This is a genomic window from Caballeronia sp., assembly GCF_049581465.1.
GTDB lineage: Bacteria > Pseudomonadota > Gammaproteobacteria > Burkholderiales > Burkholderiaceae > Caballeronia.
The window spans coordinates 1-13,310 of record NZ_JBAUSA010000560.1; the positions used below are offsets into that span (position 1 = coordinate 1).

At 58.9% G+C, this 13,310-nt stretch carries 10 protein-coding genes and 1 pseudogene; 5 read left to right on the plus strand and 6 right to left on the minus strand.

Annotation, left to right across the window (positions count from 1 at the left end; all coding sequences use genetic code 11):
* The 3 genes from WCA53_RS13805 to guaD form a co-directional block, all read left to right on the plus strand.
* Positions 1-327, plus strand: a 327-nt coding sequence (locus WCA53_RS13805) for an XdhC family protein (RefSeq protein ID WP_423911052.1), incomplete at its 5' end; no start/stop codon positions are given.
* Between the two features lie 31 nt (positions 328-358).
* Positions 359-1,387 (plus strand): adenosine deaminase, encoded by a 1,029-nt coding sequence (locus WCA53_RS13810; RefSeq protein ID WP_423911055.1) that lies wholly within the window; start codon positions 359-361, stop codon positions 1,385-1,387.
* A 190-nt stretch (positions 1,388-1,577) separates the two neighbouring features.
* A complete protein-coding gene (gene guaD / locus WCA53_RS13815) occupies positions 1,578-2,906 on the plus strand; it encodes a guanine deaminase (protein ID WP_423911058.1) in 1,329 nt (442 codons plus the stop codon).
* A 71-nt stretch (positions 2,907-2,977) separates the two neighbouring features.
* On the opposite strand, the gene WCA53_RS13820 is transcribed toward guaD, so the two are convergent.
* Positions 2,978-5,179, minus strand: coding sequence for a TonB-dependent receptor (locus WCA53_RS13820; RefSeq protein WP_423911061.1), 2,202 nt, complete (start codon positions 5,177-5,179; stop codon positions 2,978-2,980).
* Between the two features lie 627 nt (positions 5,180-5,806).
* Here WCA53_RS13820 and WCA53_RS13825 point away from each other — a divergent pair.
* Positions 5,807-7,729, plus strand: coding sequence for an oleate hydratase (locus WCA53_RS13825; RefSeq protein WP_423911066.1), 1,923 nt, complete (start codon positions 5,807-5,809; stop codon positions 7,727-7,729).
* Between the two features lie 241 nt (positions 7,730-7,970).
* Positions 7,971-8,417 (plus strand): hypothetical protein, encoded by a 447-nt coding sequence (locus WCA53_RS13830; protein ID WP_423911071.1) that lies wholly within the window; start codon positions 7,971-7,973, stop codon positions 8,415-8,417.
* Here WCA53_RS13830 and WCA53_RS13835 read toward each other — a convergent pair whose 3' ends face one another.
* From WCA53_RS13835 to WCA53_RS13855, 5 genes and pseudogenes are all read right to left on the minus strand, one after another.
* The gene (locus WCA53_RS13835) at positions 8,418-9,476 is read right to left on the minus strand and encodes a 2-aminoethylphosphonate aminotransferase (protein WP_423911074.1); all 1,059 of its coding nucleotides are present in this window, start codon (positions 9,474-9,476) and stop codon (positions 8,418-8,420) included.
* Positions 9,477-9,481: 5 nt separating this feature from the next.
* Positions 9,482-10,657 carry a phosphonopyruvate decarboxylase gene (gene aepY, locus WCA53_RS13840; protein ID WP_423911077.1) on the minus strand — a complete coding sequence of 392 codons (1,176 nt, stop codon included), beginning with the start codon at positions 10,655-10,657 and terminating at the stop codon, positions 9,482-9,484.
* Positions 10,654-12,354 (minus strand): phosphoenolpyruvate mutase, encoded by a 1,701-nt coding sequence (aepX, locus tag WCA53_RS13845; RefSeq protein ID WP_423911080.1) that lies wholly within the window; start codon positions 12,352-12,354, stop codon positions 10,654-10,656. Before aepX ends, aepY begins: the two co-directional genes overlap by 4 nt.
* Positions 12,351-13,118, minus strand: a complete 768-nt coding sequence (locus WCA53_RS13850; protein WP_423911084.1) for an NTP transferase domain-containing protein — start codon at positions 13,116-13,118, stop codon at positions 12,351-12,353. Before WCA53_RS13850 ends, aepX begins: the two co-directional genes overlap by 4 nt.
* Before the next feature lie 21 nt (positions 13,119-13,139).
* Positions 13,140-13,310 (minus strand): annotated as a pseudogene (locus WCA53_RS13855) (TIGR00374 family protein); the annotation flags it as partial.

A 13,310-nucleotide genomic window follows, 5' to 3' on the forward strand; every position in this document is an offset into this window, starting at 1 on the left:
GCCCCTGCCCATAGCTCTTTCCTGGTGATGACGCACAATCACGCGCTCGACCTGATGCTCGCCGAGCGTATTCTTCGGCGCGACGACTTCGCGTTCTTCGGCATGATCGGCTCGCTGACCAAGCGCATGCAATTCGAGCGCCGCCTGACGGTACGCGGCCTTGATCCAGCGCGGCTCGCGCGCATGGTCTGTCCGATCGGCGTGCCGGGTATAGTCGACAAAGCGCCGGAAGCGATCGCCATTTCGACTGCCGCACAATTGTTGCAGGCAGTCGAGGCGCATGCGGCTCACGGCCACCCTTCCACGCAGTACCCGCAACACGCGTGAATCCAGATCCTTTTTAAAGCACGAAATACGCATGAACCCCACACTCGCCGACAAGATCGCGTACGCGCCCAAGGCCGAACTGCACATTCATATTGAAGGCTCGCTCGAACCCGAACTGATCTTTGAACTCGCGAAGCGCAATGGCGTCGCCCTCGCGTACGACTCGATCGAGGCTTTGCGCGCCGCTTACGCGTTCACCGATCTGCAATCGTTCCTCGACATCTACTACGCGGGCGCGAGCGTGCTGCTGCATGAACGCGATTTTCACGACATGACCCTGGCGTACGTGGAACGGGCACTTGCCGATCACGTCACGCATGCGGAAATTTTCTTCGATCCGCAAACGCACACGGAGCGCGGGGTATCGATCGCGACGGCTGTTGCGGGTATCGAAAGCGCGCTGGCGGAAGGCGAGCGGCGCGGCATGACGAGCAAGCTGATCTTGTGTTTCCTGCGCCATCTGTCCGAGGACGATGCGCTCAAAACGTTCGACGAAGCGTTGCCGCTCTTCGATCAATATGCGCACAGGCTGATTGGCGTCGGGCTTGATTCATCCGAGCTTGGCCATCCGCCGTCCAAGTTCGCGCGCGTCTTTGCCAGGGCGCGGGAGAAAGGCCTGAAACTCGTGGCGCATGCCGGAGAGGAAGGGCCGCCAGCGTATGTCTATGAGGCGCTCGATGTGTTGAAGGTCGATCGCGTCGATCATGGCGTGCGCAGCATGGAAGACCCGGCGCTGGTCGCGCGTCTTGCCGATGCGCGTATCGCGCTGACGGTGTGCCCGCTGTCCAACCTGAAGCTGCGCGTGTTCGACGACATGACCCAGCACACGCTCAAGAGCCTGCTGGATCAGGGCGTGGCGGTGATGATCAATTCCGACGACCCCGCGTACTTCGGCGGCTACGTGAACGCCAATTACTTCGCGATCCTCGACGCGCTCCATCTCACTGACGCACAAGCCTACACGCTGCTCAAGAACAGCCTGGAAGCGTCGTTCGTTACACCTGCCGAACGCGACGCCATGGTCGCCAGCCTCGACGCCTACTGGCACAAAGCGGCTTGAAGATGGCGACAATCGATCACGACTCGACGAGCGTCGAGCTCTTCTTTTGCATTCGCGCGTCCGGTTCGCGCACTAAAACGGAAGTCGTTGCGGGCATCGACGCGCAATCGATCCGGCAATGTGGATTGTCGCCGCGTTGTCGCTGCTGCATTTGACTCAGCTTTAAAGTTCCAGAGGAGACGATATAACCATGACCCAGAATGCCTACCGCGCGCAGCTTCTTACCTTCCGCGACGACCCCGCGCACGACCCCGACGCCGCCGTGTATGAAACCGACGGCCTGTTGCTCGTGGAAGACGGGCGCGTGGTGGCGTCGGGTGCCTACGTGGCGCTGCGCGAGCTGATCGAGCCGGATGCAATCGTGCATGACCTGCTCGACAAACTGATCGTGCCGGGCTTTATCGACTCGCACATTCACTACCCGCAGACGGACATGATCGCGTCGCCGGCGCCCGGCTTGCTGCCCTGGCTCGAAACCTACACGTTTCCCACCGAGCGCAAGTTCGAAGACCCTGCGTACGCGCGGGAAACGGCAGGCTTCTTCCTGGACGAACTGCTTTCGAACGGTACGACCACTGCGCTGGTGTACTGCACGGTCCACAAGCAATCGGCCGATGCGTTCTTCCGCGTAAGCGACGCGCGCAACTTGCGGATGGTCGCGGGGAAGGTGCTGATGGATCGCAACTGTCCTGAGTATCTGCGTGACACCGCGCAATCGGGCTACGACGACAGTGCCGAACTCATCTCGCGCTGGCATGGTCGCGGGCGACAGGAATATGCGTTGACGCCGCGCTTTGCACCGACATCGACTGAAGCACAACTGGAAGCGTGCGGCGTGCTTGCGCGAGAGCACAAGGATGTTTATATCCAGAGCCATGTCGCGGAAAACACGGACGAGATCAAGTGGGTGGAGAGTTTGTTTCCGGGGCATCGGAGCTACCTGGATATCTACGATCACTACGATTTGTTGCGCAAGCGCGCCGTGTATGGGCATTGCATTCATCTTGACGAGACTGACCGTCGGCGGATGGCGGAGACGGGTGCGGTGGCGTCGCACTGTCCGACGTCGAACTTGTTCCTGGGCAGTGGCTTGTTCGATTTCGAGAAGGCGGGTGCGTCGAACATGCCAGTGGCATTGGCGACGGATGTAGGCGGCGGCACATCGTTTTCGATGTTGCACACCATGAATGAGGCGCACAAGATCGCGCGCCTGACGGGCCATCACCTTACGGCGACGCGGATGTTCTGGCTGGCGACGACGGGCGGTGCGCAGGTGCTGGATATGGCGGACAAGGTGGGAACGCTGAAGGCGGGAACCGAGGCGGATTTTGTCGTGCTGGACCCAGCGGGCACAGCGTTGATGAGACGCAGGACATCGCGAGTGGAGTCGCTGGAGGAATTGCTGTTCGCGTTCGCGTTGCTGGGCGATGACCGCGCGATCTTCGCGACTTATTCGGCGGGGGAATGCGTCCATAGCCGGGACGCAAAGGCGCAACGGGCCTTGGAGATCATTGCATGAACGCCCGATCCGCCCGGCGAGCAAGCGATCCAGACATGCAGGACTCGCCGGGTGACTTCATGTAACGCTGATTAGAACCGGTAGTCGGCCGTCGCCAGGAACGTGCGGCCGACAGCCGGCACGGAGCGGCCTCCGTCTGACGGGACCAGCGCGTCGTAGTACGACTTGTTCGTCAAGTTCAGGACATTCAGCCGGACGTCCCACTTTTTCTCGTGATACGCCGCCGTTGCGTCCCAGCGCGTGTAGCCGCCCACTTCCACGAGATTATTGGTCGCCGCGTAGCGGGCCGACATGTAGGTCGGGCCGCCACCGATTTCCCAGTGCGGCGTGAGCGCGTAGGTAGACCAGAACGTCAGGGTATTGCGTGGTGTGTTCGCGGGCACGTTGCCCTGCGTGCCGTCGAGTGCCTTGACGATGCGCGCATCCATGTAGGTATAGCCGCCAAACACCTGCCATTTGTCGGTCAGGTGACCCGCAGCCCCAGCCTGAAAGCCATTGACGCGGACATCGCCATCGAGCACGTATTCTGTCGACGAGACCGCCGTCCGCGCGTTGTGCATTTCTTCACTGAACAGCGCGGAAGTGACAGACAGGTTGCCCCCCAGCAGATCCCATTTGCCTCCCACTTCATAGGAGTCTGTCGTCTCCGGCGTGAGGTTCTGCGTATAGTTGGTGACGGTCAGTGCCTCGAGCGACGGATCAAACGAAGTCCCGTACGACACGTAGTACGACTGCCAGTCGGCCGGCTGATAGATGATGCCCGCCCGCACGCTCGTGAAATCGTTCGTCTGGCTCGCGAATGCCGGGGCGCTGACCGTATTGGCGATTTCGGCCTGGAAGCGGTCCCAGCGCAGGCCGCCGACAACTTTCCAGTGTTCGCCGATCGAGGCCGTATCGTTGAAGTAGCCCGCGATTTCGTTGGCCGACGATTGCGCATGATTGCCGATGGTCGTTGTCACCCCGGCCGGTGAAGACAGATAGGCCGGATCGATGAGAGAAACGATCGGCAGGTTGTTGCGCGTGGACGCCTGATTCGTATAGGTATCGCGTCCCAGTTCGGCGCCAACGATGAAGTCGTGTTTGATCGGGCCTGTGGTGAATTTGTAGTCGAGCGTCGTGTCGTTGTAGATCGAGTGGTTCTCGATTACGCGGTCGTGACTTTGCAACTGCACGTAGAGTTGCGAAAGCGGTAGCGTCGTGTAATTGCCGTTCGACAGCGCCGGGCTGGTAGCCAGTGGCCCGGTCAATACCTTTTGCGGAGCCGTTTCCTGCGCGTCGGTCATCGAATGAGAGAACTGGGTTTCGTTGCGCAGCGTCAGGTCGTCCGAGAACCGATGTTCGATGCGCCCCGACACGGTTTGCACATCCTGGATCGTGCGATCGGTGGTCAGGCCATAGAAGGTGTTCTTGGGCACCGGCGCAGGATGGCCATTCAGTGGCGGCACGCCGTAGTCGGGCATGTCGTCGTTGTGCTGGATGAGCGCCGAAAGCGTGACTTCCGTGGGCGTGCCGATCCCGAAACGCACTTCGGGTGCAATTCCGTAGTCCTTACTTTTCATCACGTCGCGGGTCGAACCCAGGTCTTGCCCGAACGCGTTGATGCGCACTGCAGCAGTATCTGACAGTGGGCGATTGACATCGACCGTTGTGCGGTACCGGTCATTGGTGCCGATGCTTGTCGATACTTCCGCCGACGGTGTGAGCGTCGCCTTCTTGCTGACCTGGTTGATGACGCCACCCGTCGAGCCACGACCGAACAGCATTGCGGACGGTCCGTACAGCACCTCGATCGCTTCAAGATCGAAGGTGTCCCGATAGTATTGGTTCCGATCGCGAAAGCCGTCGAGATAGATATCGTTCTGTGCCGTGAAGCCGCGCAGGTTGATGTTATTCCCGATCTGGCCGCCTTCGGCCCCGCCGATCGTGATACCCGGTGCATTACGCAGCGCGTTCTCGAATGACGTCACGCCTTGCGATTCGAGCAGGGCCTTGTTGATGACCGTGACCGTCTGGGGAATATCGCGCAACGCGGTCGGCACTTTCGCACCGACGCTCGAGATATCCGCCTGGAAATCCTGTTTGTCGGACTGCCCGGTGACGGTAACGGCGGGAAGCGTCGAGCCGTCGGACGACGCGCTTGGGGATGCCGGCTGTGCGGCTTGCGCTGTGTCCTGCGATGACGCCTGCGGAGAGGTTTGCGCGATGGACGGCGCGGCAAAGGGAATAGCAAATGCCAGTGTGAGGGCCGTTACAAGCGGCTTTTTATTAAACATGAAGTCCCGTCAGTGTAGATCCATGTCAAGGCCGCGCGCGATGCAAAGCGTTCATGACAAGGGAGGCATGGCTGGCTGGCCAATCCTCCGGCTGACGGGGACTGTGGTGGCTGGCTATCCGTTAAATGAGAATGACTATCATTACAGTTGCGACAAAATGTTACAACTCGGGGTAAACCCTTGTTAGGCAAATAGACGATCGCACACATGCAACCATGAGCACCCGGTCAGATCGTGAGCCGGCGTGGGTCTCTCAATTTCAAATCACCCAGCGCATCTTCAATACTCGTTACTTCATCCCACATCGTTTCGCCCTGCAAAAGACGAAACGCCTTTCCAGCCGTGATAACAACCCTCTTTCTCGAACCCGTTGATTGCTTACGAGCCTTCACGCAAGCGCCTTGCGGCGTTCGGCCAGCCCCCTGCTTTTAAGACTTTACTGAGATCTATTTTTCGGAATACATGTTAACGTTTTTCAAGAGACTTATTAATTTGCTGTGCTGATCAAATCAAAAATCAACGACAGGAAACCATCATGACAGAGCGTTTTCAAAGCGCGCCGCGAAAGGCGCGCATCAGCGCCAAGTTGGACCTTCGTCCCCGTTCAATCGGCACGACATCGAATCAGTGGGAGCCGCCCCGACTCCCAAAATAGACATCACCATCGAGCACCTTGTGCAGGGCTACTCTCTGAATCAGCTCGTGGACAGGCAGGTGATTCATCGGCCTCCTGTATTGGCAGGTATGGCTTACGACTGTTCACGCCGTGATTCCGGCAGGGCTTATTATTTCTCTCGAACAGGAAGCACCAGCATGTACTACAGCAATGGAAACTACGAAGCATTTGCGCGACCAGAGAAGCCAAAGAACGTGGAGAATAAGTCGGCCTATTTAGTGGGTGCAGGGATCGCGTCCCTGGCGGCGGCGTGCTTTTTGGTACGCGATGGACAGATGAAGGGCGCGAACATCCACATCCTTGAGGAAATGAAGCTTCCGGGCGGCGCGTGCGACGGCATCCGCGATCCACAAAAGGGTTTCATTATTCGCGGTGGCCGTGAAATGGAAAACCACTACGAATGTTTGTGGGATTTGTTTCGCTCCATTCCGTCCCTCGAGACAGAGGGTGCCTCTGTGCTGGACGAGTTTTACTGGCTCAACAAGAAGGACGCCAATTCGTCCTTGATGCGCGTCACGGTGAACCGAGGAGAAGACGCGCAGTTGGAAGGGTTCAACTTCAGTGAGAAGGCGCTGCAAGAGGTTTCAAAACTGTTCATGTCCCGCGACGAGGCGTTGTACGACAAGAAAATTTCTGATTTCCTGAGTGAGGAATTCTTCTCGTCGAACTTCTGGCTTTACTGGCGGACAATGTTCGCGTTCGAAGAATGGCATAGCGCCCTCGAGATGAAGCTTTATCTTCATCGATTCATTCATCACATTGCCGGCCTGCCGGATTTCTCCACACTGAAATTCACGAAGTACAACCAATACGAATCCCTGATTCTTCCGCTCGTAAAATACCTGGAATCGCACGGCGTCAATTTCGTGTACGACACGGTCGTCACGAACGTTACCTTCGATATTTCCGGCGGCAAGAAGATCGCCAAGACCATCCAGTGCCAGCGTAACGGCGATACCAAGACCATCCATCTGACTGAGAATGATCTGGTGTTTGTCACGAATGGCAGTTGCACTGAAAATTCTGTGCTGGGCGACAACGACCATGCGCCTGTGCTGAAGAAATCGATAGGGGGAAGCTGGGATCTTTGGCGAAATATCGCCAAACAAAGCCCGGACTTTGGAAACCCGGATAAATTCTGCACCCATACAAAGGAAAGCAATTGGGAGTCGGCAACGGTTACCCTGCTGGATCGCAAGATTCCCAAGTACATCGAGGACATCTGCAAGCGCGATCCGTACAGCGGAAAGGTCGTGACGGGCGGCATCATTACAGCCAAGGATTCAAACTGGCTGATGAGCTACACGATGAATCGCCAGCCGCATTTCAAGGCACAGCCCAAGGATCAGTTAGTGGTATGGCTGTATGGCTTGTTCGGTGATGTCCCCGGCAACTACATCAAGAAGCCAATGAAAGAATGCACGGGTACCGAGATTGTCGAAGAGTGGCTCTACCACATGGGCGTGCCCGAGGCCGAGATCCACGGATTGGCAAAGAACTCGGCGAATTGCATTCCGTGCGTGATGCCGTATGTCACGTCGTTTTTCATGCCGAGAACCCAGGGTGATCGACCGAAAGTGGTGCCCGACGGCAGCGTGAACTTTGCATTTATTGGGCAGTTTGCCGATACGCCGCGGGATACGGTATTTACGATTGAGTACTCTGGGAGAACCGCCATGGAGGCAGTTTATACGCTGCTTGACATAGACCGTGGCGTGCCCGAGGTGGTCGGTTCGTCCTTCGATATTCGCGTATTGCTGCAAGCGGCTTCCACAATGATGGATGGCAAGAAGCTTCCGGCCGACAACAAGATTCTGGCCGCCGTGTCAGGGACGATTGTTGAAGACATGCTGAAACAGTACAACATCATTTAAGGTCTTACCCTCGCTTCATATTCTTGAAGCGAGGGGTTGGCCGCGGTACGAATTCCCGCCCCAGAGCATTGACTACAATATACAAAAAAATCCAATACAATCAGTAGTTTGCGATCCGTACGAGCCCCAATACAAGCCTCAAAAACCTGAAAGAAACTGCTGATTCCAGCACACTTCTTGACTTCGGGCTAAAGTGCGAGCACACAAGTATTCGTGACCCGCAAAGTCGAAGCACCGCACAATGAAGCAAATTAAAGGGGCCAAATACCTGGCCGAAACGTTAGCACTCTTATCGGTGCTGAGCCCAATGCTGGCCGAAGCATCCACCCTCGATGCCCAACTAAACTGCAAGTCGAACGCCCACGCATTTATAGCGCCGCTACAGGAAAGCCACGAACTCGAGACCGTGCCAATGCGTGTAGAGCCGAACTCTATCAACGCGTTCAAGCCGACACGCGGAACCCACCTCACGGCGTTCGACTTTAGCGTCTACGCACTAGTGGGCTACCAAAAGGACGATGCGATCTTTAAACGGGGCGATGGCGAGCCCATATCCGATTCAGCCTACGGCGCGGTAGTGATCGGCAAAGAGGACGCTGTACGGGAAAGGGTCAGGGCGACCGGCAGCGACGCAATCGTCCATCACGTCGCGCCTTTCATCACAGCGATTTTCTGCAACCCGAATTAACTAACGCAAGACACGGGCAATCGCCTGGATCAGCCGATCGATATCGGTGGATCTGAGCGCGCCCATCGTGGAAATGCGGAACAACTCATTCGATAAACCGCCCTGCCCTGCGTAGATCACGAAGCCCTGGGCCTTGAGCGCATCGTGCAAGACGGGATAGCTGACACCTGCCGGTAGTCGATACGCCCGCAGCACCACCGAAGACTCCCCATCCGGCAACGCGCCTTCAATGCCAAGCGCGGCCAATCCTGAACCAACCTGGTCGGCCAACGCCAGGTAATGCGCGTGGCGCGCAATCAAGCCGCCTTCGTCCTCGAATTCCCGCAGCGCCTCGACCAGCGCGTAATACGCATGCACGGAGGGCGTGAACGGCGTATTGCGCGCGTCCTGAAGCTTGGCAAGCCGCGAGATATCGAGGTAATAGGTACGGCTCGCGGCCCGCGCCAAAGCATCTCGCCGGACAATCACGAACGCCGCACCTGGCACCCCATGCAGGCACTTGTTCGCCGTAGCCGCTACGGCCGCGATGCCGCCGCCATCGAAGTCGATCGGCTCGGCGCCGAAACTGCTCACGCCATCGAGTAACAAACCTATGCCGCGTTCCTTGCACGCCGCACTCAACCGGTCGATCTGATTCAACCGGCCGGTCGTGGTCTCGTGATGGATGATCGCGACATGCGAAAAGCCGTCGAGCTTGCCGATGATCGCGTCGACATCAGGCGCTTGCATCCACTCGTACTTCACGACTTCGTGATCGATCCGATACTGCCGCGCGATCTGCGCAATCCGCTCGCCATACACGCCGTTTTCGATAATCAACAAGCGGCCGCCTTCCGGCACCAGCCCCGCGATCATGCTTTCGACGGCTGCCGTTCCCGAACCGGTCATCAGCACGGCGGACCACACCTCGGGATCGAGCGCATAGGTCGCCAGCAAGCGCGTGCGCGCTTCATCTTGCAGATCGAAGAATTCCGGCTCGCGATGACACAAGTCGGTTTGCAGCAAGCTCTTGCGCACGCGTTCAGACAGCGTGACAGGTCCGGGATTCAACAACAGCATGATAGTTAGCGTCCGATATGTGTTTGCAGCCGATGACGCACGTCTTCGGGCGTGATCGATGGCCGCGGCAAATCAGCAGGGGTTCCGGTGCCGATGGAAAGACGCGCGAAACGCACGCCATCGACATCCTGTGCGTTGAACAACCGGTCGATGATCGAGATATCGTCGCCGTCCAGCGCAAGCGCGTAACCACACGCCGACGCGATCCGCGCGAATTCCACGCCTTGGGACACCGTTGCCTGACCGCCGGTGGACTCGTGCGCGCCGTTATCGAGCAACAGGTGCGTCAGGTTCGACGGCCCGTAGGCGCCGAGCGTGGCGAACACACTCATGCGCATCAACGCAGCGCCGTCGCCGTCAAGCGCGACAACGTGCAAGTCCGGTCGCGACAAGGCGAGGCCAAGCGCCATGGGCGTGACGCATCCCATCGATCCGACCAGATACAACTGGTTCTCGCGGTCGTCGATGGCATAGAGTTCGCGGCCACAAAATCCCGTCGATGCCAGAACGACCGTAGAAGCTTTCGGCGTCAACTCGATGACGCGCTGCAACGCGTCATGTCGCGACACGCGCTTGCCTTCAGAGCCTTCAGATTCAAACCGCTGGACTTCGGCCCGTGCGTCCAGAGCCCGCTCACGCACGCCGCCCAAACCCTTTTTCGTCAGCTTGTAGGGCGCGACGCTGCCCTTCTGCATCACCAGCGCATACGGCCGCCCGGTGCTGTCCATGTGGGCAGTCGCCCGATCGAGCGCGGGCCCGATCTCATCGGCGGCGGTCGGAAATAACTCCCACGCGATTTCCATGGTGTCGAGCATGGCGGGCGTGACCGGTCCCATCAGCGCGTGCTGAGGTTCATCGGCGACGCCTGGCTGGCCGCGCCACGTGACAATCAGCAATTGCGGCAACCTGAACGTCCAGGTCAGCGACGTCAGCGGACTGACTGCGTTGCCAAGCCCGGAGTTCTGCATCATCGAAATACCGCGCCGGCCGTTCTGCGCGCCGAGCGCAACGCCGGCGATCAACGCGACGGCATCGCCTTCATTCGCCGCCGATACGTAGTTCAGCGACTCGTCCTGAAGCACGTAGTTGATGAACGGCGTCAGGTACGAGCACGGCACGCCCGCGTACCAGTCGAAACCACGCTGACGCGCAGCTTCGACGAATTGCGCAGCTTCGATCACGCGCCGGCCTCCGTGGACGCCGCGCCGCTCGAACCGTACGGTGCCTGGCCGTGCGCAAAATCGCCGGCTTGACGCAACTCGTCGAGGTCATTTACGCCGCGCCAGTGGCCGTGCACGTATTGCACTTCGATACGCTCGCCCGCCGCCACCAGCGCGTTGAGCAGCGCGGCCATGTCGAGCGTGGCGAAATCGGCGCGTTCCTGCAACCGGGCAAGCGTCGCGACCAGTCGTTCCCGGCCCGCGCCGCGTACGTTGAGCACGCCCATCCAGCGGCCTTGCGGCGTCGTAACGTTCGCAGGCCCGACCGAACTCGTCACGCTTTCGAGCCACACTTTCTGGCCGAAGAGCGCGCGGTCGTCGTCGGTGGAGCAATAGGCAAAATCGCTAGCCGAAACGCCTGCTTGCGGCCTCTGCGACGAATCCACGACCACGCAGAACTCACTGTCCGTTTCCACCAGATCGCGAAGAATGTAGCTGCGGAACAAGAGATCGCCGTAGGAAATCACGGTGTCGGCGGTGAACGATTTAGCCGCGCAAGCAAGAGAAACCAACTCGCCGGTTTGCTCATGCTTCTCGTTCACGACCAGGCGAATGCCCGAGGTATCGATGGCATCAGCGCGATAACCGCCGACCACCGTAATGTCATTGATGCCTTCCTTCTTGAACGCTTCGACCAGATGGCGCAGCAGCGGCTTTCCGGCGATCGGCAGCATGACCTTGGGCTTGTCGGCGGTCACGGCTTCGAGGCCCGCGCCGCGGCTTGCCGCGAGCACGACGGCGTTGCGCGACGCGGTGGCCGACGATAGATACACGCTCTCGGCGGCCGAATATTCGTCGGCGTCCTGAAGGCGGAAAATCTCGTTGACCGTCGCCACGCGGTCTTCCACATTCACCAGCGTTTCACTGTCGTGGATTTCCTTCGCGATAGCCTGCATCGCCGATGTCGCGCCGCGAATCAGATGGTTCGCCCAGATCACGGTACTGATGCCGGCCTGACGGAATACATCGGTGGGTGTGCTGTAATACTTGGTCGGCACGATCACGAGCGGACCGCGCCCGGCCCATTCACGCGCGAACGTCAGGATTTCGTCGGGCTTGGAAAGCTTGCTGTGAATCAGGATCGCGTCGGCACCCGCACGCCGATAAGCCTCCGCGCGCTTCAACGCTTCTTCCATGCCCCATCCGGCGATCAGCGCTTCCACGCGCGCCACGATGGAGAAATTCGCATCGCTCTGCGAGTCCTTGCCAGCCTTGATCTTGCCGCAGAACTCGTCCATTTCGGCCAGCGGCTGGCGCTCGCCGTTCAGGAAACTGTTCGTCTTCGGAAACTGCTTGTCCTCGATACACACGCCCGCAATGCCACGTTGCTCGAGCTTGCGCACCAGGCGGCGAACGTTGTTGAAGTTGCCGTAGCCCGTATCGCCGTCAAGGAGAATCGGCAAATCGCTGGCATCGGCCATGAATTCGAGCATGTCCACGACTTGCGTCCAGCTCGCTTCGTTGTTGTCGCGAACGCCGTATTGCGCCGAGATCGACAACCCCGATCCCCAGATCGCCTTGAAGCCCGCTTCCTTCACGATGCGCGCCGACAAACCGTTGTGCGCTTCCATCAGGAATTCGAGCTGATTGCTTTGCAACATTTCGCGCAGGCGCAGCGAGCGTGAAAATCCAACAGGCAATTTATCCGGTGCATTCATCGTAGTGCTCCTGCAAGCTGACGCAATTGTGGCAAGACCTCGTCGGCCGCGCGTTTGACATCGTTTTGAAAATCGATTTCGATCCACGGCGCGCCGGTAACATCGGCAACGTCGAATGTTTGACTGCGTTCCAGCAGCAAATCGCTCACAGCTTCTTCGTGTGGCAAATTCGATCGTCCGGTCGCCACATAACCCTCGACGAGTTCAGCCAGGCGACGCGCTGCGGTTTCGTCAAAGCGGAAAAAGCCCACCGACTCACCCATCGTGTCGAACTTCAAGTCCGCCATCACCTGCTTGCGCAATTCCACCGGCACGCCGTTCTGAATACAGAGCTTGACGGGCTCATCGCCGGCTTCGAAATCGCGGTCGATCAGCAACCGGTTGACCGGCCCCGCGCCCGCGACCAGCGGATCGAGAACGCGTTCGTCGTACAACACGTCCGCGTCCATCAGCAGCACGTCGCCGCCTCTCGTCATGGCGTCTGCGGCCGTATGCACGGACAGCACGCTGCCAAGCGAAAACTCGCGATTCACCACCACTTCGGTGCGCGGTTTCCAGTCGATCGCGGCGAGTTCCGCCTCGACCAGTTCATGCTTGAAGCCGAGCACGAAGACGATTTCGTCGACACCTGCCGACTTCAGCAGTTGAAGGTGACGCTCCAGCAACGACGCCTCGCCGAAACGCAGCAGGCACTTTGGCTGTTGCTGCCCTTCCGGCTGAACTAGGCGCAAGCCCATCCCGGCCGCAAGAATAATTGCGCGCATGTTGATCCTGTCGTAAGTGCTTTAATCGATATCCGGCACGCGCGCGAGACGACGGCGCTGCCAGCCCTTTTCAGCAAAATGAAGATAGACGATACCCGGCACGCCGAGCAGCAATTCGCGCGCGCGCTTGGCGAGCGAAAGCGCCAGTGCGGCTTCCGGCGGCAAGCCGATCAGGCGCGCGAGCAGCAAATA

Bases quoted from the DNA above. Each gene is read 5' to 3' on its own strand.
- WCA53_RS13810 (WP_423911055.1), top strand. From the start codon at position 359: ATGAACCCCACACTCGCCGACAAGATCGCGTACGCGCCCAAGGCCGAA.
- guaD (WP_423911058.1), top strand. From the start codon at position 1,578: ATGACCCAGAATGCCTACCGCGCGCAGCTTCTTACCTTCCGCGACGAC.
- WCA53_RS13820 (WP_423911061.1), bottom strand. From the start codon at position 5,179: ATGTTTAATAAAAAGCCGCTTGTAACGGCCCTCACACTGGCATTTGCT.
- WCA53_RS13830 (WP_423911071.1), top strand. From the start codon at position 7,971: ATGAAGCAAATTAAAGGGGCCAAATACCTGGCCGAAACGTTAGCACTC.
- WCA53_RS13835 (WP_423911074.1), bottom strand. From the start codon at position 9,476: ATGCTGTTGTTGAATCCCGGACCTGTCACGCTGTCTGAACGCGTGCGC.
- aepX (WP_423911080.1), bottom strand. From the start codon at position 12,354: ATGAATGCACCGGATAAATTGCCTGTTGGATTTTCACGCTCGCTGCGC.
- WCA53_RS13850 (WP_423911084.1), bottom strand. From the start codon at position 13,118: ATGCGCGCAATTATTCTTGCGGCCGGGATGGGCTTGCGCCTAGTTCAG.